The 22491-nt window shown below is 31.9% G+C and carries 22 protein-coding genes and 4 tRNA genes; 10 read left to right on the top strand and 16 right to left on the bottom strand.

Annotated features, from left to right (window positions below):
• Window positions 1–15: 15 nt before the first annotated feature.
• The 7 genes from AC2D6V_RS14905 to rpsU form a co-directional block, all read right to left on the bottom strand.
• Window positions 16–87: transfer RNA gene (locus AC2D6V_RS14905), tRNA-Thr, on the bottom strand.
• Between the two features lie 84 nt (window positions 88–171).
• A tRNA-Gly gene (locus AC2D6V_RS14900) sits at window positions 172–244 on the bottom strand.
• Between the two features lie 159 nt (window positions 245–403).
• A tRNA-Tyr gene (locus AC2D6V_RS14895) sits at window positions 404–485 on the bottom strand.
• 85 nt (window positions 486–570) lie between these two features.
• A tRNA-Thr gene (locus AC2D6V_RS14890) sits at window positions 571–644 on the bottom strand.
• 100 nt (window positions 645–744) lie between these two features.
• The gene (hpf, locus tag AC2D6V_RS14885) at window positions 745–1047 is read right to left on the bottom strand and encodes a ribosome hibernation-promoting factor, HPF/YfiA family (RefSeq protein WP_484649718.1); all 303 of its coding nucleotides are present in this window, start codon (window positions 1045–1047) and stop codon (window positions 745–747) included.
• A gap of 35 nt (window positions 1048–1082) precedes the next feature.
• Entirely contained in the window at window positions 1083–1973 is an 891-nt protein-coding gene (locus tag AC2D6V_RS14880; protein ID WP_484649716.1) for a tyrosine-type recombinase/integrase, read from the bottom strand.
• 137 nt (window positions 1974–2110) lie between these two features.
• Complete coding sequence (rpsU, locus tag AC2D6V_RS14875) at window positions 2111–2305, bottom strand: 30S ribosomal protein S21 (RefSeq protein ID WP_484649713.1); 195 nt, start codon at window positions 2303–2305, stop codon at window positions 2111–2113.
• A gap of 221 nt (window positions 2306–2526) precedes the next feature.
• On the opposite strand from rpsU, the gene AC2D6V_RS14870 reads away from it, so the two are divergent.
• Entirely contained in the window at window positions 2527–4218 is a 1692-nt protein-coding gene (locus AC2D6V_RS14870; protein WP_484649712.1) for an arylsulfatase, read from the top strand.
• 76 nt (window positions 4219–4294) lie between these two features.
• Here AC2D6V_RS14870 and AC2D6V_RS14865 read toward each other — a convergent pair whose 3' ends face one another.
• From AC2D6V_RS14865 to AC2D6V_RS14840, 6 genes are all read right to left on the bottom strand, one after another.
• Window positions 4295–5461 (bottom strand): acyl-CoA dehydrogenase family protein, encoded by a 1167-nt coding sequence (locus AC2D6V_RS14865; RefSeq protein ID WP_484649710.1) that lies wholly within the window; start codon window positions 5459–5461, stop codon window positions 4295–4297.
• Window positions 5462–5463: 2 nt separating this feature from the next.
• The gene (locus tag AC2D6V_RS14860; RefSeq protein ID WP_484649708.1) at window positions 5464–6339 is read right to left on the bottom strand and encodes a ComEA family DNA-binding protein; all 876 of its coding nucleotides are present in this window, start codon (window positions 6337–6339) and stop codon (window positions 5464–5466) included.
• 19 nt (window positions 6340–6358) lie between these two features.
• On the bottom strand, window positions 6359–7957 hold the full coding sequence (locus AC2D6V_RS14855) for an alanine/glycine:cation symporter family protein (protein WP_484649706.1): 1599 nt from the start codon (window positions 7955–7957) through the stop codon (window positions 6359–6361).
• Between the two features lie 109 nt (window positions 7958–8066).
• Window positions 8067–9086, bottom strand: coding sequence for a potassium channel family protein (locus tag AC2D6V_RS14850; protein ID WP_484649704.1), 1020 nt, complete (start codon window positions 9084–9086; stop codon window positions 8067–8069).
• Window positions 9083–9310, bottom strand: a complete 228-nt coding sequence (locus AC2D6V_RS14845) for a PspC domain-containing protein (RefSeq protein ID WP_484649702.1) — start codon at window positions 9308–9310, stop codon at window positions 9083–9085. The genes AC2D6V_RS14850 and AC2D6V_RS14845 overlap by 4 nt, the downstream gene beginning before the upstream one ends.
• Window positions 9311–9408: 98 nt before the next feature.
• Window positions 9409–10689, bottom strand: coding sequence for a DUF2851 family protein (locus tag AC2D6V_RS14840; protein ID WP_484649700.1), 1281 nt, complete (start codon window positions 10687–10689; stop codon window positions 9409–9411).
• 97 nt (window positions 10690–10786) lie between these two features.
• Between AC2D6V_RS14840 and AC2D6V_RS14835 the strand changes: the two genes are divergently transcribed.
• Window positions 10787–11182, top strand: a complete 396-nt coding sequence (locus tag AC2D6V_RS14835) for a DUF2721 domain-containing protein (RefSeq protein WP_484649698.1) — start codon at window positions 10787–10789, stop codon at window positions 11180–11182.
• A gap of 37 nt (window positions 11183–11219) precedes the next feature.
• Here the strand turns inward: AC2D6V_RS14835 and AC2D6V_RS14830 are convergent, their stop codons facing one another.
• Window positions 11220–13853, bottom strand: a complete 2634-nt coding sequence (locus AC2D6V_RS14830) for a valine--tRNA ligase (protein ID WP_484649696.1) — start codon at window positions 13851–13853, stop codon at window positions 11220–11222.
• A gap of 304 nt (window positions 13854–14157) precedes the next feature.
• Between AC2D6V_RS14830 and AC2D6V_RS14825 the strand changes: the two genes are divergently transcribed.
• Window positions 14158–14574 carry a DUF1573 domain-containing protein gene (locus AC2D6V_RS14825; protein WP_484649694.1) on the top strand — a complete coding sequence of 139 codons (417 nt, stop codon included), beginning with the start codon at window positions 14158–14160 and terminating at the stop codon, window positions 14572–14574.
• A gap of 54 nt (window positions 14575–14628) precedes the next feature.
• Here AC2D6V_RS14825 and AC2D6V_RS14820 read toward each other — a convergent pair whose 3' ends face one another.
• Window positions 14629–15963 (bottom strand): retropepsin-like aspartic protease, encoded by a 1335-nt coding sequence (locus AC2D6V_RS14820; protein ID WP_484649692.1) that lies wholly within the window; start codon window positions 15961–15963, stop codon window positions 14629–14631.
• A 124-nt stretch (window positions 15964–16087) separates the two neighbouring features.
• Here AC2D6V_RS14820 and AC2D6V_RS14815 point away from each other — a divergent pair, with 124 nt between their 5' ends.
• The 4 genes from AC2D6V_RS14815 (at window position 16088) to AC2D6V_RS14800 (ending at window position 19690) form a co-directional block, all read left to right on the top strand.
• Window positions 16088–17278: a pyridoxal phosphate-dependent aminotransferase gene (locus AC2D6V_RS14815; protein WP_484649691.1), complete on the top strand. Its 1191-nt coding sequence runs from the start codon at window positions 16088–16090 to the stop codon at window positions 17276–17278.
• Window positions 17278–18291, top strand: coding sequence for a UDP-N-acetylmuramate dehydrogenase (gene murB / locus AC2D6V_RS14810; protein WP_484649690.1), 1014 nt, complete (start codon window positions 17278–17280; stop codon window positions 18289–18291). Before AC2D6V_RS14815 ends, murB begins: the two co-directional genes overlap by 1 nt.
• Window positions 18292–18358: 67 nt before the next feature.
• Window positions 18359–18889, top strand: a complete 531-nt coding sequence (locus tag AC2D6V_RS14805) for an RNA polymerase sigma factor (protein WP_484649688.1) — start codon at window positions 18359–18361, stop codon at window positions 18887–18889.
• 12 nt (window positions 18890–18901) lie between these two features.
• Complete coding sequence (locus tag AC2D6V_RS14800; RefSeq protein ID WP_484649686.1) at window positions 18902–19690, top strand: anti-sigma factor domain-containing protein; 789 nt, start codon at window positions 18902–18904, stop codon at window positions 19688–19690.
• A 74-nt stretch (window positions 19691–19764) separates the two neighbouring features.
• On the opposite strand, the gene aqpZ is transcribed toward AC2D6V_RS14800, so the two are convergent.
• A complete protein-coding gene (aqpZ, locus tag AC2D6V_RS14795) occupies window positions 19765–20451 on the bottom strand; it encodes an aquaporin Z (protein WP_484649684.1) in 687 nt (228 codons plus the stop codon).
• 147 nt (window positions 20452–20598) lie between these two features.
• On the opposite strand from aqpZ, the gene AC2D6V_RS14790 reads away from it, so the two are divergent.
• From AC2D6V_RS14790 to AC2D6V_RS14780, 3 genes are read left to right on the top strand one after another with little or no spacing between them, the layout of a single operon-like run.
• Entirely contained in the window at window positions 20599–20802 is a 204-nt protein-coding gene (locus tag AC2D6V_RS14790; RefSeq protein ID WP_484649682.1) for a membrane or secreted protein, read from the top strand.
• Between the two features lie 6 nt (window positions 20803–20808).
• Window positions 20809–21921, top strand: a complete 1113-nt coding sequence (locus tag AC2D6V_RS14785; RefSeq protein WP_484649679.1) for a glycosyltransferase — start codon at window positions 20809–20811, stop codon at window positions 21919–21921.
• On the top strand, window positions 21912–22460 hold the full coding sequence (locus AC2D6V_RS14780; RefSeq protein ID WP_484649676.1) for an RNA polymerase sigma factor: 549 nt from the start codon (window positions 21912–21914) through the stop codon (window positions 22458–22460). The genes AC2D6V_RS14785 and AC2D6V_RS14780 overlap by 10 nt, the downstream gene beginning before the upstream one ends.
• The last annotated feature ends 31 nt before the right edge of the window (window positions 22461–22491 follow it).

Here is a 22491-nt window from a genome sequence, read left to right as displayed (position 1 = left end):
TAAACTCTTTTATAGAGCCAATGACGAGATTTGAACTCGTGACCTCTTCCTTACCAAGGAAACGCTCTACCCCTGAGCTACACCGGCGTAAAGTTTTTATTTCCTTTTCTTTCAAATAACCTTGCAAAGATTAATTGAAAGAAGAGATTCCTGCCTTCGCAGGAATTTTAGAGCGAGAGACCGGGTTCGAACCGGCGACATTCAGCTTGGAAGGCTGACGCTCTACCAACTGAGCTACTCTCGCAATTTCAACAAGCTTACACTTGTATGGTTTTCAATATTTCAAATTTTGAATTATCTCGCTAAGCTCGATGATCCTGTTCAGGGCAACCCTGAACAATAATTTTTAAAACACTGCTTTACAAGAATAAATTCTTGACAACAGCTTATTTAAAAACTATCGTGGGGAGAGCAGGATTCGAACCTGCGAAGACGTAGTCAGCAGATTTACAGTCTGCCCTCGTTGGCCGCTTGAGTATCTCCCCAATTAACTTATTTTCATCTTTTTAAAGAACTTTCTCAAAACATTTCAGGTGTTTTAAGACTCCCACTTTCGTAGAATTTTAAAAGAGCCGATGGAGGGACTCGAACCCACGACCTGCTGATTACAAATCAGCTGCTCTAGCCAGCTGAGCTACATCGGCTTTTTTTCACTTTTTTTGCATAAAAAAAGCCCGCTATTTCTAACGGACTGCAAATGTATATATTTATTTTTTTATTCAAAACATTTTTTGAAAAATTTTACTATAAATATGTTCTTAATTTTTCTTTTCGCTTTTTAAGTTGTCTTTCAAGCGAAGAAACTGCCATATCAGTACCTTCCTCAAAGCTTTTACATTGTTTTTTTACAACCAAACTATCTCCAGGTACACTTAAACGTGCTTCAAAAATCTTGTTTTCTTTATCACTAGTGTTTTCAACTTTCAAATAAACCTCTGATTTAATAACTTTATCATAAAACATATCTAGCTTATCCATACGCTTTTGAATAAAATCTAAGAGTTTTTGATCAGCATTAAAATTAACTGATTGTGTGTTTACTTTCATACTTCTACTTTTTGGTTAGACAATAATTTTCTTTACTATTTTTTACTTCTTGGATGTGCATTAACATGCACCTTCTTTAACTCTGCAATACTATTATGTGTATAAACTTGAGTAGCAGCTAAACTTGAATGTCCTAGAAGTTCTTTTACAGCATTTAAATCGGCACCTTGGTTTAGCAAATGTGTAGCAAAAGAGTGTCTTAAAATATGTGGGCTCTTTTTTACTTTTGAAGATGCTTTACTAAAATAATCATTTATTATTCTGTAAACAAGAGTTTCGTAAATTTTAATTCCTTTTTTTGTTAGAAACAACTTATCAGAATCTTTAATACTTTCTAATTCTCTTCTAAACTCTAAATAGGTATGCATCGATTTTACTGTAGATTCTAACAACGGTACAATCCGTTCCTTATTTCTTTTTCCTAATACTTTTAACGTTTTATTCTGAAAATTAATACTGGACAATTTTAAATCTACCAATTCTATGCGCCTTATGCCTGTAGAATAAAATAATTCAATAATTAATCGATCTCTTACTCCTTCGAAACTATTATCGAATTGCAAATCGTCCAAAACAGTTTCTATTTCTTTTTCCGAAAAAGGTACTTGAATTTTTTTACTAGTTTTTAAAGCTTTATGCTTCGCTAGTGGATTTAACTCGATATCACCTATTTTCAAAAGAAACTTATAGTACGTATTTAATGCTGAAATTTTCCTGTTGATACTTCGGTTTGAGATTTCTTTTTCAACCATTGAAACTATCCATCTTCTTATTTCTGGGTAATTAACATGATTAATATCGGTTGATTTGTATGCTTCCATTATGAACGTCGAAAAACTTTGTAAATCATTTTCATAAGCATTTACAGTTAAAACTGAATAGTTCTTTTCAATTAGCAAATAATCTGTAAATGATTTTAATGACATTTGAAGTGTTAAAAGCTTAAAGTTAAATGATTATGATTAATAGTACAACTTTAAAATGATTAAGTTAAATCATTAAAATAGAATGCAAAAAAATTCCCGCCAAGCGGGAATTTAATACTATTTAACTTAAGAAGCTATTATACTTCTTCTGCATCTATCAATGTTTGAATGTATTGTGCTTTTTGAACTTGCACTCTACGAGCAACTGAAGGTTTAGTGAACTGCTTGCGTTCTTGCAACTGGTTTTTAACTGTTGTTTTTACAAACTTTCGTTTATAACGCTTTAGTGCTCTATCTATATTTTCTCCATCTTTAACTGGAATTCTTAACATAGTGTCTTAACCTCCTCTCTTTTAGAATTTTCAAGGCGCAAATATAAAAAGTAATTTAGGATGTACAATAAAATAGATTACTATTTTCTGAATGAATTTTTTGAGTTTGACTTTGTCATAAAAAATGGCGAACTTCGTTTTATATATGATAAAAAACATTTAGGCGATTTTTATCAGTTTGTTGTGCTTCATTTAATTTAACCTGAGTTAAAATCAAACAAATGATAAAAATAGTATCGAAAAATAAGAGAATAAAATTAATGATTACCCACCAAAGTTTACCTCTTTACAATTGTGGTTTCCTTGTTTTGGTATTGATAGGTGCTTTAATTTCATGTTCAAATCCAAAAGAAAAAAACAAAGAAGACTTCAAACCTAATATACTTTTATTGGTAGCAGATGATCTTGGATATGCAGATTTAGGATGCTATGGTGGCGATATTGAAACACCCAATATTGATAGTTTGGCAACTCAAGGTATTAGATTTAGTAGGTTTCATACATCTCCTTTGTGCGCGCCTACCAGGGCAATGTTACTTTCTGGAAATGATAATCATATTGCCGGAATGGGTATACAATCAAATCAGAACAATGGATTCGGCTATGAAGGAAGGTTAACAGATCGAATAGTTACTATCCCAGCATTACTAAAAGCTAATGGCTACCATACCTACATGGCAGGAAAATGGCATCTAGGAAGAGACTCTTTATCTATTCCAATTAGTAATGGTTTCGAACGTTCTTTTGTTTGTGTTCGGGGGGCTGGAAATCATTATGACGATCAAGGGCTCTTTGCAGGAGATCCAATCACTCCATATATAGAAGATGGTAATCCTGCTAATTGGAACAATGGAGACTATTCTACCGATTTTTATACGGATAAACTAATAGAATACATAGACAGTAATAAAGAAGATAAAAAACCTTTTTTCTGCTTTGCAGCTTATACATCTCCTCACTGGCCATTGCAAGTGGATGAAAAATATTGGAAAAAATATAAAGGACGCTATGATGATGGGTATGAAAAATTAAAAGAAAGACGTCTTGAAAGTTTAAAAAGTGTAGGGATGGTTCCAAAAGATGCAGTGTTACCTCCAAATCATGAAAAAGTAATACCGTGGGATTCTTTATCATTAAATGAAAAGAAAAAAGAATCAAGAAAAATGGAATTATATGCTGGAATGGTAGATAATCTTGATTATAATATTGGGAGAATCATACAGCATCTAAAAGATATTGGTCAATTCGAAAATACATTAATCGTGTTTATGTCTGACAATGGTGCTGCAGCTGAAGATTTCTATTATCATGAAGAGTTAGGTCCATTTATAAGAGAGCATTTTAATAATGATTACGAAACCATGGGGCAGCCCAAATCATTTATTTCGTATGGCCCGCAATGGGCTGAGGCGGGATCCTCTCCTTTTCGACATTACAAAGGATTAACAACTGAAGGAGGCATTAATGCTCCTATGATTATTGCAGGCCCAAATATAGAAAGGAATAATGAAATTCATGATGATTTTGTAACCCTGTTGGATATTGCTCCTACATTTTATGAAGTAGCCCAAGCTTCGTATCCAGATAAATTTGAAGGGAATACAATTTATCCACTCAAAGGAAATTCATTGATTCCTTTTGTATCTGGTAAATCTGAACAAATACATTCTTCTCAATATGTATTCGGTTTGGAGCACAATAATTTTGCAATGATTAGAAAAGGAGATTGGAAAATCACTAATATAAAGCGCCCTTTTCTTGAGGAAAATTTTAACCTTTACAATATATCACAAGACCTTGCAGAACTTAATGATCTCAAAGAATCTGAACCTGAAAAATATAAAGAAATGCTAGATGAATGGAGGACATTTTACAATGAAGTAAAAGTGCAAGTACCGCCTCCTTCTTGGTAAAGTGCTTTAAAGATTAAATCTGTTATCCGTTTACTTATTAAACAAATTTTATAAATCGCTATGCGATTCTTATAATCTAAGTCGCTGGCTTATACTCTTTTTTATCTATTATTATTTTAGATATAATTTCTCGGAGTATCTCTGAAGTACCACCTCCTATTGGCCCTAATCGACTATCTCTTAATAATCGCGCCATTGGGTAATCTTCCATATAACCATAACCTCCTAAAAATTGCAGACATTGGTAAATAACATCGTCAGCCATTTTTGTAGATTTAAGCTTTGATATGGTTGCTTCTTTTACCACATAGTCTCCTTTATCCAATCTTGCAGTTACGGCATAATTGTAATTCTTACATATTTCCATATCGGCATATAATTCTGCAATAGTATGCCTAAGCGCTTGAAATTTATCAATTGTTTTACCAAAGGCTACACGTTCAGACATGTATTGTAATGCATACTCTAGAGCATATTCTGCTCGAGCATGTGCATTAACTCCCATTATAAGTCGTTCTAAAGAAAAATGCTGAACAATATATGAAAACCCTTTATTTTCCTCGCCCAACAAATTACCTGCTGGAACTTTCACATTATCGAAAGCTATTTCACCAGTATCTGATGCGCGCCAACCTAATTTATCTAACTTGGTTGCCGATACACCTTTCATATCTCTGTCAATAACAAACATACTTACGCCTTTATTTCCTAATTCAGGGTTCGTTTTTGCGGCAACTACCAAATAGTCACTATAAACTCCGTTAGTAATAAAAGTTTTAGAACCATTAATAATGTAACTATCACCATCCTTTACAGCAGTTGTTCTCATACCTGCAACGTCACTTCCTCCAAAAGGTTCAGTAACACAAAGACATCCTATTTTCTCGCCTGTGATACTTGGTGCTAAATAGCGTTGTTTTATATCTTCATTTCCTTCAGCATTTAGATGTGTCATGGATAAATAAACATGCGCCCATATTGCTGCTGCGAAACCACCTGAGTTCACCTTTTGTAGTTCTTCAAGTAATATTACGGTATAAAATAAATCTAAATTCATTCCACCATATGCCTCAGGATAATTAATGCCAAAGAAGCCCATTTCACCAAACTCTTTCCAAATAAACCTATCTATGACACCTGTTTTTTCCCAATTATCTATATACGGAACAACTTCTTTCTTTAAAAAGTGTTGAAGGCTTTTTCTAAAAAGATTGTGTTCTTCGGTGAAGTAAATGCTATTCATCTTTATTCTTTTTCAAGATGCAAATATAATTTAATTATCTCGATTTTATTTATTGGAAAGCCTTTAACTTTTGTTAATTCATCAAAGGATTTAAAACCCTCTCTTAACTGACGTTGCTCTATAATTTGATACGCCAAATCGTAATCTATATGCTGAATAGTTACCAACTCATCTATAGTAGCTTTATTTAAACTAATCTTATCAATTTTTCTAGGAGTTTTTACGGTAAAATGACTAGTAATATTTTCAATAACCTCTGGTGATAAACCATACACATCATAAAGCTGAACGTCAGCAATAAAACCACCAGCAAATTTGTTTCTGAATTTTATTATACGTTCAGAATAATATTCCCCTATCCCATTTATTTTCTGCAGCTGTTTTGCAGTGACATCATTTAAATCTTGCTTTTGCGCGAAGCTTTTAGGTGTTTTATTATAGCTATATTCTGAAGTGTTTGAAATTTTTGGATTAGTAATCCATTCTGGGAATTTAAAATATGGTGAAATAGTGTTAAGTAGAGAATCTGAAACTTCGGTGATTTGTTGAAATTGTTTTACGGAATTTATCCACTTGTTTTCTTTTCTAAATCGAAGTAACCTATCAATTTCTTCATTAGACAATCCAAGGTTTACTCCTTTAAAATCGGTAAGGTAATTTGGGTTGAATGGATAAATTTTTGGTTTTCTATTTTCAATAGATGCAAGTCGTAACGAGTCCATTTCTTTTTTATACTCGGAAAGCTCATCTTCGTCTATTTGAACTTTTTCCGAAGAGAAATCAATAAAAAAATAAATACATTGTATACTTATAATAAGTAATGCCAATAAAAAAATCCCTTTTCGCTGTTCTCTTGAAAACGTGAAATGGGATTTCATATAATTTTGTAATTAATTATTATGCTTTAGCCTCTTTTATGGCATCTAGGTATCTCTTAAGTTGTTTTTTAACAACAGGGAATAAGAAATATAATCCAATCATGTTAGGGAATACCATTGCAAAAATCATAGCATCAGAGAATGCCCAAATAGAATTCATACTTGCAGCAGCTCCAATAATAACAAAAATTAAGAATAATACCTTATAAGTTAAATCTGCAGCTCTACCTCTTCCGAATAAAAATTTCCAAGACTGCAAACCGTAATAAGACCATGAAATCATCGTCGATACAGCAAACAGCACTACTGCAATAGTTAAGAACACATTAGAATACGGAATATATTGAGCAAAAGCTTTAGACGTAATTCCTGCGCCTTCATAGGATATACCATCAATCATAACGGCACCTAAACCATCACCTCCGTACTCAAATGCTCCTCCAAAATTAAAAATGATAATAACAAGCGCTGTCATTGTACAAATTACAACTGTATCAATGAATGGCTCTAATAAAGCCACTAATCCTTCAGATGCAGAATATTTAGTTTTTACCGCTGAATGTGCTATAGATGCCGATCCAGCACCAGCTTCATTAGAAAAAGCTGCTCTTTTAAACCCAACTAATAAAACACCAATAACACCTCCAACTCCAATAGCCTTAGGGTTAAATGCTTCAGTAATAATTAATCCAATGGCGTCATCAATTACAGAAAAATTACTTAGAATAATATATAAACAAGCAACGATGTACAATACCGCCATAAAAGGTACCACTTTTTCAGTAACAGAAGCGATACGCTTAATACCTCCAATAATAATTATACCAACAACAACTGCCATTATTAAGCCAATTATCGCTCCAGCACTAGCGCTCTCTAACCCCATAAGCTCTTTAAGAACTACTGTCGCTTGATTTGATTGAGCTGCATTACCACCACCAAATGATCCTCCAATACAAAAGATAGCAAAAAATACCGCTGCTATTTTACCTAAAGTTGCAAAACCCTTTTCTTTAAGACCCTTTGTTATATAATACATTGGACCACCATAAACAGTACCATCTTCACCAACATCTCTATACTGCACACCAAGAGTACATTCTACAAACTTGGTAGACATTCCTAACAATCCACAAACAATCATCCAGAATGTTGCGCCAGGACCACCAAGTGCAATTGCCAATGCTACACCAGCTATATTGCCATTACCGACAGTACCTGAAACTGCTGTTGCTAGGGCCTGAAAATGTGACACTTCTCCTTCTTGGCTTTCGTCTCGAATTGTATCTCTTATATCTCCATCAATTGTCATTGACGTATCTGAAGCCTCATGCCCTCCTTCTATTTCATCGTACTTTCCTCTTACCGTATTAATTGCTTTTCCAAAGTATCTTATATTAGGAAATCCAAAATATAATGTAAAAAACAATGCACTACCAACTAACAAGATTAATACAAAGGGTATATCTGCTATTTCAAAAAATATAACATTACTAAAAAAATCTGATACTGGTTGAAAAGCAGCATCTATTTGTTGATCAATTCCTCCTTCTGCATCCTGTGCATAAGTTAAAAACGGAAATATTAATGTGAAAATTGAAAGAAGATATTTCTTCATGAGAATTTTGAATTAATTAGTGTTTATTGAAAAATCGCTATTAAAGTCGGCAAGATGCTAAAAATAATTGATTATTTAAAAAAAATGATTGTTAAATAGTAAGAATTCTCTATTCTATATTGTACTCAGAATTTAATGCTTCTATTTGTTCAGGTTTTCCCAAAACTATGATTCTTGAATTTAATGCTAACTCTAATTCTGCTCCTGGGTTTACAATATACTCCCCTTTTTCATTTTTATAACCAATAACTGAACAACCCGTTTTTTTTCGTAGGTCTAAATCCTTAATTGTTCTGGCTTTATTTGTCTTAAATAGTTTTTCAACATCAACTTCCTCAATATTGATATTTGATTTACCAACTATTGATAAATTGTCTATAAACTCCATTAAACCAGGAACAACAACTAAAGATGCCATATGATCACCGCCTATTTTATCTGGTAGGATTACATTATTTGCTCCAGCAAATTTTAGCTTAGCATAGGATGATTCATGTGATGCTCGACTAATAATATTTATATTTTTATTCATTTGTCTTGCTGATAAGACCACAAACAAATTATCGGCATCACTTGGTAGCGCAGAAATAAAATTTGACGCTCGATCAACTCCAGCTTGCAAAAGCACGTCATCTTCGTTTGCATTTCCTATAACATAAGGCACATTATCTAGCTGCAAACGTTCTTCCATTTCTTTATCCTTTTCAACAACAACGAAAGGTCTGTTATAAGCAGATAATTTTCTTACGGTTTGCTTACCGTTTCTTCCGTAACCGCAAACAACTACATGATTTTTAAAATCATCTATTTTTTTTTGCATCTTTTTATGTTTTAATTCTTCAATATGATCTTTACTCAAAATATATTCTGTGATTACAGAAAGTGCATAACCAACAATTACAATACTTCCTAAAATTAAAAAAATTGTGAAAATTTTTGATTCATCATCAAGAGGTACAACTTCTCCAAAACCAACGGTTGTCATGGTTATAACGGTCATATATAAGGCATCAATCCATGAATAGCCAGAAATCATGATATAGCCAATAACCCCAATTAGCATGATAACAACCAATAAAAATACGGCTGTATATATTTTAGTTCTAAAAAACTGAATTATTGGGTTCATAAATCAAATACAGATGAACGTTTTGTATAAACTAAGTCTTTAATTCGCATCCAAAAAGCTAAAAACAAATATAGCGCAAAACCAAAACCAACTGTAACAAAAGTGAGGTACATGAATGATGTTCTTACTACTTTTGCTCGAATACCAAATCTATCGGCAATTCGCTGACATACGTAATATCCATGCTTTTGAAAAAAAAGTAATGGCTTATAAATACTATTCATGCTGCAATTTAATTATAAATTTAATATTCCTTTGCCTTTTAATTGCACTATTTAAATAGTACAATAATTTATTTGTTTTATGACAATTGTTAAACAGGCTATTCATTATTACTTGATATTAATGAATTTCCTATAGCACAGTCTAAACATTTATTTTTTTGACAATATTTATTCTTTAACTGTAACAAAGACTGAGATTGCAAAGCAGAAATAGACACCTTTTTTAGGTTATTAAATTTATTTATAACATTGTTTTTTTCTGAAGCTATGTCATTAACTAAATTAATGATTTCTTCATCTAATTGCTTTCCTTGAAATTTTGCATAGGCAAATTTTATTGGAACAATCGTATTAATAATGAGTAAATCTATAAACGCCTTACTGAGCGTTTTCTGTGATTTTCTTGAAGTAGTTGTAAATGTATAATGTGATTGCCAATAGATGGATGTGGAAACAGAAAAAAGTTTATAAAATTCATTTAATGAATTTGTTTCAATTATTTTAGAAAACAAACCCTGTTCTTTTGAATATAAAGTTGCCAATTGCGACAAGCGAACAGTTGGAAAATTAGAAGGTCTTAATCTAAAAAATTGCACAGATAACACACCCCTATTAACTAGTTGAAATTTAGTTTGGAGAAATTTATATTCTTCCTTTAATTCAGAAAAATAGCTGTCTTGAATCTCCTTATCAAGTAATCCAGCTTGTCCAAAAAGTAGTGCTTCCATACCTACTTGATTGTTATATAACTTTCTTATAATTGAAAAATTGAAGGAGTTTGCTATACTTAAAAATGGTTCGCCATTTACTTTCAATCCAAAATTTTTAGACATCATTTTAAATAAGACGGCTTCCCAATTGTTATTAGATATTGACAACAATTTATCTATATCCTTTGCTTTCTGCTCTAATCTTTCAAAATACAATCGTTCTAGCCAATTTTGGATTAGAAAATCTTCAACATTAGAAAACTCATTTTCACAATTTATCCACTGTTTCGTGTTTGAAAATAGTTTATGGTAGTTGGCTAAAGCAATTTCTGATATATACTTTTTTAACTCTAATGTGGGTATTTGGGAATTATCGCTTCTAAAAACTTCTGTATCGTGTTCCCAAACCACATGAAGGATAACATTATCATAAGCTTTGTCTTGTTCATGATTATGAACAAACCAATCGGATGATTTTATATGAATTTCTAAGTTTCCCGCCCAAAGTTGATTTCCTATTTGTAATTGTGCATTAAAGAAATCGGGGCCTGCATTATGATTATGCTCCCCTACCGACTTAATAACTATAGATTCTTCCTGTACTGTCTTTAGTTGGTTGATTTGCATTTTTTTATACTTCCAGAGGTAATGTAAAAAGTCTTCTTGCATCGACGAAAGATAAAATTCCCATTTAAAAACGCCAAATTCCAAATGAAATTTATTGATTAATTATATAACTTAGTCGTTTAAAACAATAGTTATTTTTATGGAAGAATTAACACTTACAACCCCTGCTCTTTTGTTTTCGGCTATATCTTTAATTATGTTAGCTTACACCAATAGATTTTTAGCATATGCCTCTGTAATACGAAGTTTACATGATAAATATTTACAGAAGAAAGATTCGATATTAATAGCACAAATAAAGAATATTAAAAAACGTCTATACCTAACTCGCTCTATGCAAATTTTTGGAATAAGCAGCCTATTACTTTGTGTACTTACTATGTTTTTAATTTACATAGACCAGAACACCATTGCTATTTGGGTATTTGGATTAGCTTTAATTTTCCTCATTATATCTCTAGGGCTTTTAATTGTTGAAATTCAAATTTCTGTAAAAGCTTTAGAGCATCATATTAGTGATATTGAGGGAAATTAGTGAGATGCCATATCATTAAAGTAAATAAATCATGTGTTTATTCTAAACTAGCCAAACTAGCCTTTAACGTTTCAATTTTAGCCAAAGCATCTGCTTCTTTTTTCTTTTCGCTAGCAACCACTTGCTCTGGAGCTCCAGAAACAAAACGCTCGTTCGATAATTTCTTTTGAACCGATTTTAAAAAACCTTCTGTATATTTTAGCTCTTCAGTAAGTTTCTTTATTTCAGCTTCAACATCAATAGCCCCTATCATTGGAATAAAATACTCATTTGATTTTACTCTAAAAGTTAATGCGCCTTCTATTGCCTCACAAGTTTGTTCAATACTATTAAGATTTCCTAGTTTTTCAATAACGCCATTAAATGTACTATTCGCTTTTTCATTATTAATTACTGAAAAACCAATCGCATCTTTAAAAGAAATATTTTTTTGTTTTCTGATATTCCTTATGCCAGAAATAACTTCGGATGCAAATTCAAACTCAGTAATCAAATCTCCATTTATAGCTTTAGTCTCTGGCCATTCTGCAATAATTAATGCTTGTTCTGGAGTTCTTTCAGAAATAAATTGCCAAATTTCTTCTGTTAAAAATGGCATAAAAGGATGTAAAACCTTTAGATTACTTTCAAAAGCTCCAATAACAGATTCATAGGTTTTAACATCGATAGGATTTTGATATGCGGGCTTTATGATTTCTAATAACCATGATGAAAAATCGTCCATGATTAATTTATATATTGACATTAAAGCATCACTTAACCTATATTTGCTAAAATGATCTTCAATTTCTACTAAGGCTTTCTGAAACTTAGCTTCATACCATTCTAAACCTACTTTTGCAGTCTCTGGCTGCGGAATAGTTTCATCAATTTCCCAACCTTGAATTAATCTAAAGGCATTCCATATTTTGTTCCCAAAACCTTTTCCTTGTTGACAAAGGGCTTCATCAAACATTAAATCATTTCCAGCAGCAGAACTTAAAAGCAACCCAACACGCACGCCATCGGCACCATACTCATCTATAAGTTTTAAAGCATCAGGTGAATTTCCTAATGATTTACTCATTTTTCGGCGTTGCTTATCACGAACCAAACCTGTTAAATATACATTTTCAAAAGGCTTTTCATCTTTATACTCGTAGCCAGCAATAATCATTCGTGCTACCCAAAAGAAAAGAATATCTGGTCCAGTCACCAAATCATTTGTAGGATAATAGTACTTAATCTCTTCATTTTCAGGATTACGAATTCCATCGAACACACTAATTGGCCATAACCAAGAAGAAAACCATGTATCTAAGGTATCTTTATCTTGTTTTAAGTTGTTAGCCGTTAGCTTTGGGTTATTAGCAGCCTCCCTTGCTTTTAATACTGCTTCTTCTATATTTTCAGCCACTACGAAATCTTCCTTTCCATCACCATAATAATAAGCAGGAATTTGTTGCCCCCACATTAATTGGCGTGAAATATTCCAATCTCGAATGTTCTCCATCCAATGTCTGTAGGTATTCTCAAATTTCTTTGGAAACAGTTTTATATCTTCATCAACTAAAACTGATTTAATTGCTGGTTTTACTAAATCTTCCATTTTAAGAAACCATTGGTCACTTAATCGTGGTTCTATAACTGCCTTAGTTCTTTCTGATGTTCCAACTTTATTTGTGTAAACTTCGGTTTTAACTAAAATCCCTTTTTCTTTTAATTCTTTTGAAATTTCCTTTCTTACAACAAAACGATCTTTACCCTCATAATGCAACCCAAAGCTATTTAAGGATGCATCTTCATTAAAGATATCTATAACTTCTAAGTTATGTTTATCTCCAAGGGTTTTGTCATTTTCATCATGTGCAGGTGTTACTTTTAGGCATCCCGTTCCAAATTCAACATCAACATAATCATCTTCAATAATAGGAATTATTCGATTACAAATCGGTACAATGGCTTTCTTTCCTCGTAAGTGAGAAAAACGTTCATCTTCTGGGTTAATACAAATGGCTGTATCTCCAAAAATAGTTTCAGGACGTGTGGTAGCAATTGTTAAACTTTCATCACTTCCTTCTATTTTATATTGTAAATAGTATAAAACACCTTGACGTTCTTCATGAATTACTTCTTCATCAGAAAGTGTTGTTTTTGCCTCTGGATCCCAGTTTACCATTCTGTAACCACGATAAATCAAGCCTTTTTCGTATAAATCGATAAAGACCTTAATTACGGCTTCACTCATGTCATCATCCATAGTGAATTTGGTTCGATCCCAATCACATGAACACCCTAGTTTCTTCAATTGTTCTAGAATTACCCCGCCATACTCTTCTGTCCAATCCCAGGCATGTTTTAAAAACTCATCACGAGATAAATCATTTTTATCAATACCTTTCTCCTTAAGTTTTGCAACTACCTTCGCCTCAGTAGCAATTGATGCATGGTCTGTTCCAGGAACCCAGCAGGCATTTTTTCCTAATAAACGTGCACGACGAATTAACACATCTTGTATGGTATTATTAAGCATGTGTCCCATATGCAAGATTCCAGTTACATTTGGCGGTGGAATTACAATAGTATAAGGCTCTCTTTCATCTGGAGTAGAATGAAAATAGTTATACTTCATCCAGTAGTCATACCACTTGTTTTCTACCTGACTTGCATCATATTTTGATGGAATTTGCATACTTTGGAATAGTTTTTGACAATTGATGTGCAAAAGTACTTATATTTCTTTTTCTGTGAAAGTAGATACATGGCAATATAATGTATTGGTATAATACATTAATTAAGATATTTAGATTTAAAGCTGTATGCACTTTTAAGTAAGTTGAATATGTTAATACTTATGCATTACATCTAAAAATTTTGTAGGTTGCAAAAAATGTGAGTATGTTTGACATGTTATTAGTACTAAAATAACCTTAAGTTTAGATAAACACTAAGCTTAATAACAAATGACAATTATTAACAATTTAAAGATAGAAAAGATGAAACAATTAATTACTATTTTATTTATCGGATTAATAAGTTTTGCGATAAATGCTCAAGCTAAAATAGAATTCAAATCTGATACAATAGACTATGGTACTATTGAAAAAGGTTCTGATGGCGTTAGAGTTTTTGAATTTACAAACACAGGTGATGAACCACTTATAGTTTCTAAAGTAAGCTCAAGTTGCGGCTGTACTATTCCCAAAAAACCGAAAGACCCAATTATGCCTGGAAAAACTGGAGAAATTGAAGTGAAATATGATACCAACAGAGTAAATCCTATTAGAAAAACAATTACGGTAATTTCTAATGCAGATACACCTACTGTTGCATTGAAAATTAAAGGTTTAGTTGTTGATTCTAGTAAAGAAAGCGTACTTGAGAAGAAAAACAAAAGTATTGTTCAGCAATAAGAAACTTTACTAAGCAAATTATAAAAAATCCGAATATTGAAATATTCGGATTTTTTATTTGAACAAGTCTTCTAAATAAAAACTAAAGTTCATATCAACACCATTTCTTTCTACTCTTAACCTTATCCTATCTCCAGTATCTCCATAAAACAAATACATAAGACGTTGCAGGTTGTATTGATGTGTTGGCTTACCATTAATATATAAAATCACATCACCTAATTTCAATCCAGCTCTGTGAGCTGGTGAGTCTTTTCTCAATTCTACGATACTGTATGCAGGTTTTAAGGACATTTTATAGCGGGTATCTAATACTATTCTTGAACCATTTTGAGTGTCATTAGCAGAATTTGAATCTTTAGGAATGTAATCCTCTCTTTCTTTTACTAGTCTAACACCATCATGCGCTAGCTCTATGCCACTTTTGTTATAATTAAATTTCTCCTTAAAATATCCATTCCTTTTAAGAGTAACAAGAGCTCTTCGGTAATCAAATATAATATTAAATCGTTTTAAGATATTACCAGAAATACTTCCGTTGCGATGTTTAAAACGTCTAGCAAAAGATATAGATGTTGAATCTGGAAAGGCAACGTTAACTTTTTTTAAGATAAAGTTATTAATAGAAAATGATTTTACTCTTGAACGCTTACCATAAACACTTCCACTCAAACCATGACCTAAAAAATCATGGAAATATTTGTTATCCGTTTTTATACCTAAGGAATCATCTTCAAACAACCAAAGCGCATCACTTCCTCCAGAATCAATTAATAATTTAATTGGAATATCTTTTTCGTTGATATTCACTTTAGCATTTATATACGGCTTATTATTATAAAACTCTAGGTGTAATGTCTCACATTTTCTACAATCTTTATAACTAAATTTTTGCGGTTCGGTAAGTCTAATAAATTTGTTCGAATAATTAATTTCAACTATCAAATCCTTGAGTAAGTCAAAACCTAAAATGCCATGAATTGGAATACCTAATCTAGGCGCGAAATTTAATTTAGAATTGTAAACTGCATATAAGTCTTGATTTAATTTAATGGCATCACCAATTCTAAAAATATTGTTTTTTGATTTTAATGCTTCAACAGAATTCCCTTCTCCTAGTCCTCTTAAAAAAATAGTTTCTGTGTCCTTAATCTTTAGGGTGTCCGAAACATTCAAAAAATTAAATATAATTGGCTTACTAACACCTGTATCTAAAAGAAAAGAAAGTTCAACGCCGTTTATTTCAACAGGAATAACAATCAGGTTGTTTATTAACTTGAACTTAATTTTATCCGATTTAGTTTTATTCTGAATAAAAAATTTACCTTGAGAAAAACTGATTTGTGAGAAAAAGATAAGTAAGGATAATAGGCAAAAGACACGTTTCATTTAGAAGAATATAATTTTTATACTTTCAATTTACGAATCTTTAGATAGGAGTTACCAGATCACCCTATTTTTTAAACAAACTTTAAGATAATTTTCTCAACTTTGTAGCTTAAATACTTTTTTAATGCCATTAATTTCAAATAAAGGGCGATTAATGCCTCAATCACCCATTAGAAAACTTGTTCCTTTTGCAGAACAAGCAACTAAAGACGGTAAATCGATTTACTATCTAAACATTGGACAACCGGATATAAAAACACCTAAAGTAGCACTAGATGCTGTTAAAAATAGTAATATTGAAGTTCTAGCTTATTCAAGGTCCGAGGGATCTGAAACTTACAGGGAGAAAATTGCATCCTATTATTCAAAACATGATATTTCGGTAAAACATAATGACATTATCGTAACGACCGGTGGTAGTGAGGCTCTGTTATTTGTATTTGGTAGCATTATGGACGTTGATGACGAAATAATAATCCCAGAACCATTTTATGCTAATTATAATGGCTTCTCAACAGCTTCAGGCGTAAAGGTAATTCCAGTAATTTCAAAAATTGAAGATAACTTCGCATTACCTCCTATTGAAGAATTTGAAAAACTCATTACTCCAAAAACTAAGGCTATTTTAATTTGTAATCCGGGAAACCCAACTGGGTATTTATATTCAAAAGAAGAAATTAAAAAACTCGCTAGCATCGTTAAAAAACATGATTTATTTTTAATTGCCGATGAAGTTTACCGCGAATTTGCTTATGACGGTAATGTGCACTATTCGGTGATGCAAGAAGAGGGCTTAAAAGAAAACGCAATTATGATTGACTCGGTATCAAAGCGATATAGTATGTGTGGCGCAAGAGTAGGTTGTTTGGTTTCAAAAAATAAAAGTGTTATTGAAACGGCGCTAAAATTTGCTCAGGCTCGTTTAAGTCCGCCTACTTTGGCTCAAATTGCAAGTGAAGCCGCCTTAGAAACATCTCAAAGTTATTTTGATGCAGTAATTGAAGAGTATGTTGAAAGACGAAATACTTTAATTACTGAATTACAAAAAATTGAAGGTGTAAAAGTTGCTAAACCTAAAGGTGCTTTTTACTGTATAGCGGAATTGCCTGTGAAAAATTCAGATGATTTTGCCCAATGGCTTTTAGAAAGTTTTGATATTGATGGTGAAACAATTATGGTCGCTCCTGCTGGTGGGTTTTATTCTACACCTGGAGTTGGTTTAAACCAAATTCGAATTGCTTACGTACTTAAAAAAGAAAGCTTAGTAAAAGCGGTAAAAATTTTAAAAGAGGCCTTAAAAGTTTATAAAGACTAGTGCAAATCAACCAAAACATATCTTTAAAACCTTTCAATACATTTGGTATTGATGTTAATGCGAAATACTTTACTTCTGTTAACTCAATAAACAAACTTAAAGATGTTTTAAATTTAAAAGAACATTCTAACAAGTTAGTTTTGGGAGGTGGCAGCAATATGTTACTCACTAAAAATCAAGACAGTTTAGTGATTCATATTAATTTAAAAGGAAAAGAAGTCATCTCTGAAACTGAAGATTTTGTTTTAGTTAAAGCCAATGCCGGCGAAAATTGGCATGAATTTGTCCTTTGGTGTTTGAAAAACGATTTCGGAGGAGTAGAAAATCTATCGCTAATTCCTGGTAATGTAGGTACAGCACCTATACAAAATATAGGCGCTTATGGCGTGGAACTTAAAGACCACTTTGTTTCCTGTGAAGCACTATCAATAGAAAACAACACCCTTGTTACATTTGGTAAGGATGATTGCCATTTTGATTATAGAAACTCAATTTTTAAACATGAGGCCAAGGGAAAATATATAATTACGAGTGTCATTTTTAAGTTGACCAAAAAAAAACATAGTCTTCATATTAATTACGGTAGCATAAAGTCGCAATTGGATTATATGGGATTTACCAATCCAACGATTCAAAATATTTCTGAAGCAGTTATTGCTATAAGAGAAAGTAAGTTGCCAAACCCCAAAGAAATTGGAAACAGTGGAAGTTTTTTTAAAAATCCAGTGGTTCCAAAATCACATTATCACACATTGCTCCAAAATTTTGAAGACATGCCTAGTTACCAAGTCTCAGAAGATATGGTAAAAATTCCGGCTGGGTGGCTCATTGAAAAAGCAGGCTTTAAAGGCAAACGCTTTGGTGATTATGGTGTTCATAAAAAACAAGCTCTTGTACTTGTTAACTATGGTAATGCCAAGGGAATTGATATTTTAAATCTCTCAAAACTAATCCAAAAAACGATTAAAAGGTTATTCGGAATTTCTATAGAAGCTGAAGTAAATATCTTATGATAAAAAAGAAATTTCTAACTTTGGTCTCATTAAATTTCAGAAAATAATACTTTAAAACCTACAACATTTGATTTCAGCAATAGAAAAGGAAATAGTAAGCTTACTTGAAAAGGGTGACAAAAAAGCTATGACGCTACTATATGAAAACTATGCTGATTCCCTGTACGGCGTAATTAAAAAAGTAATTTCAGATGATGATACCGCACAAGATGTACTTCAAGAAAGTTTTATAAAAATATGGCGTTATGCTAAAAAATATGATTCTAGTAAAGCAAAACTTTTTACTTGGTTATACAGAATTGCCTATAACACAGCTATAGATAAAATAAGATCCTTTAAGAATAAAAAAGATAAAGAAGTCCAAATCGAGACTTCATCCGTATATAAAATAACATCGAATGAGTTAAATCAAGATGTTTTAGATATTAAAAAACATCTAAAAACCTTAGATGAAAAATATCAAATAGTGATTAATGCGCTCTTTTTTGAGGGTATGACTCAACAAGAAGCTAGCGAAGAATTAAGTATTCCGCTAGGTACTATAAAATCGAGATTAAAAATTGGATTGCGTGAATTGAAAAAAATTTACAATCCTTAACTAAACAAAGTCATGAATGAGAAAATAACTACTTTTTTAAATTCTGGCCTATTAGAAAAATATCTGGTAGGTGAAACTACTTCTGCCGAAGCAGAAATGGTTGAAACTTATATTTCAAATTACCCAGAAGTACAGAATGCTTATAACACGTTACAATTCAATCTAGAAGTGGTTGCTAAAAGTAGAGCTGTTGAAGCTCCTAAAAGCATCTTAAAAAATATTTTAGATGAACTTGATGAAAAACCTGTTGTTAATTTAAATAAAAGGACAAAATATAAATCTTGGTATAAATTTAGTGTTGCCGCTAGTATTGCCGCTTTAATTTTCGCTGGAACTTCAATTTATTTTTACAATCAAAATAAAGTATTGCAGAATGAATCTTTAATTGTAGATAATGAAATTGAAGATTTACGTGGCGATATTGCGAAGAATAATATGATGCTCGATAATGTTTTGAGACAATTACTAAAGCTTAACAATCCTGAAACTGAAAAGTACATTATTAAAGGAAATGAGAGAGCCAAAGACTTAAAAACTGTTGCATACATAAACCCCAAGGAAAAAACGTCAATGATTGACATTGTATCACTACCAGAATTACCTGAAGAACAATGCTATCAAATTTGGGCAGAACTACAAGGTAAAATGGTAAATCTAGGTATTTTAGATAAGGCTGATAGAAGGCTTAGAGCTATGCCATTTACCGAAAATGCACTTGCTCTAAATATAACCATAGAGCCAAAAGGTGGTAATAATATAGCTTCATTGGAAAACTCGGTTGCAACAATAAGTTTGCAATAAAATATAGCTTAAAATAAATAAAAGAGTCTCCACTATTAGTGGAGACTCTTTTATTTTTATACTGTTGTTTCTAATTATTCTTTGTCGAATAAAGTCTTATGAATAAATCCTGCCAAAATAGCACCTGCTATTGGCGCAACCCAGAATAACCAAAGCTGTGATGTAAATTCACCACCTGCAAACAACGCTTGACTTGTTGAGCGCGCAGGGTTTACAGATGTATTCGTAATAGGAATACTTATTAAATGAATTAAAGTTAACCCAAGACCTATTGCAATTGGAGCAAATCCTTTAGGTGCTCTATCATTCGTGCTTCCTAGGATAATTAATAAGAAAAATGCTGTTAACAAGAATTCAGCAATTAAAGCTGCAGTCATTGAATAACCATCTGGAGATAAATCACCGTAACCATTAGCGGCAAAACCTCCAATTGATACAAAATCAGATTTATTAGTTAAAATTAAATATAAAGCTCCTGCAGCTACAATAGCACCAACTAACTGCGCAATTATATATCCAAGTAAATTTTTGGCTTCAAATTTTCCTCCAGCCCATAATCCAAGAGAAACCGCTGGGTTAAAATGACCACCAGAAATATGTCCTACAGCATAAGCCATAGTTAAAACAGTTAGACCAAACGCTAGAGCAACTCCAACAAATCCAATTCCTAAATCAGGATAACCTGCTGCAAAGACTGCGCTTCCACAGCCCCCAAAAACAAGCCAAAAGGTTCCAAAAAACTCTGCAAATAATTTTCTCATAATTAAATAATTTTAATTGGTTAGTATTTTTAAAAGTACAAATAATTAATAATTAGACACTAAAAAATAATTTGGTCACATCGCATTTCAGGTTATGGCTTATTAAATTTACATAGTAAAAACGTTATCTTTGTAAAAAATATTTAGATGAAACTTTTTTTAATTACGTTTGTTTTACTAGGTCTAGGAATTGCAGGAATTGCTATTAAAATTTGGGCGAAAAAGGATGGTAAATTTGCTGGAACTTGCGCTAGTCAAAATACCATGCTAAATAAAGAAGGAGAAGCCTGTGGCTTTTGCGGAAAAACACCTGACCAATTTAGCGATTGCGAAGAACCTCAACATTCTTAAAGTCTTATGACCATTCTTGATATTTTATTCTACAGTTTTATTGTAGTTGTATGTCTTCAAGTTTCTTCTTATCTTTTTATCTATGGAAGCTTCGCATTCTCGAAAAGTAAAAAATCTACTCAAAAAAACATTGCTGTCTCTTTAATAGTTTGTGCTAAGAATGAAGCTGAAAATTTACGCCAATTTTTACCAGCCATAATAAATCAAGAGTATCCTGAATTTGAAATCGTTTTAATTAATGATGGTTCCCATGATGAGACTCTGGAGGTTATGGAAAACTTCAAAAACAAATGTTCACACATAAAAATTGTAGATGTCAAGCCCATTGAAGCTTTTTGGGGTAATAAAAAATACCCACTAACACTTGGTATAAAAGCATCAAAGCATGATTTTCTTTTGTTTACGGATGCCGATTGTAAACCAGTTTCTAATAAGTGGATTAAAGAAATGAGTGCTCATTTTAGTAACAAAACCTCTTTAGTTTTAGGTTATGGAGCACACTCCAAAATTAAAAATTCGCTTTTAAATAAACTCATTAGGTACGAAACATTAACAACTGCCATTCAATACTTTTCGTTTGCCAAAATTGGTATTCCTTACATGGGTGTTGGTAGAAATTTAGCATACAAAAAAGCTTCCTTCTTTAGTGCTAATGGCTTTATGGAGCACATGAATATTAAATCTGGTGATGACGATTTATTTATAAATCAAGTCGCTACAAAAGATAATACGTCCATTTGCTTTTCAGAAAAAAGTTTTACAGAATCGGTGCCCAAAAGGGACTTTAAATCTTGGATTAATCAAAAGAGGCGTCATGTTTCTACTGCTAAACATTATAAACGAAAACATAAGTTACTATTGGCATTATCATATTTTCTTAATCTCTTATTTTGGGTTTTTGCTTCTATTCTTTTAATTTCAATATTTAAATGGCCATTCGTAATTGGTTTGTTATTGTTGCGACTATTAATTCAGTATATTGTAATTGGATTTTCATCAAAAAAATTAAAAGAAACAGATTTATTAATTTTACTTCCTTTCTTAGAAATTTTCTTAGTTACTGTTCAATTATTTATATTTATAAATAATATCGTATCAAAACCAAATCATTGGAAATAGAAGAAGCTATTAGGCGTGCCAAAGAGAATGATCAAAAAGCATTTAATTATCTTTTAGATTTATATTGGGATGATGTATATGGCTTTCAATTAAAACGGATTCAAAATGAAAATGATGCCGAAGATGTTACTATTCGTGCATTTTCAAAAGCTTTTGATAAAATTTCAACTTTTGATGAATCTTATAATTTTAAAACATGGCTAATTGCTATATCAAAGAATATTCATATTGACTTACTCAGAAAAGAGAAAAACTCCATTACTCAAGTTATTACAAAAGATGATCGCGGTCTTTTTCAAGTTTTAGATGAATCACCAACTCCCGAAGACAAACTTATAACAGAGCAACATTTAGCAAAATTACTTCGAGATATTAAAAAGTTAAAACCGCATTACCAAAAAGTAATCAATCTAAGATACTTCCAAGAATTGAGTTACAAAGAAATTTCTAAGGAACTTAACGAACCTATTAATAATGTAAAAGTGAAGCTATTGCGTGCAAAAAAATTATTAGCAAATATTATAAGTCAAGCTAAATAGGTTTTCCTTTTTACACTTCAATTCCTATAGG

It is taken from the genome of Algibacter sp. YIN40 (assembly GCF_057219435.1).
The sequence above is the reverse complement of the archived record's forward strand: the minus strand, read 5'-3'. Positions and strand labels throughout refer to the sequence as shown.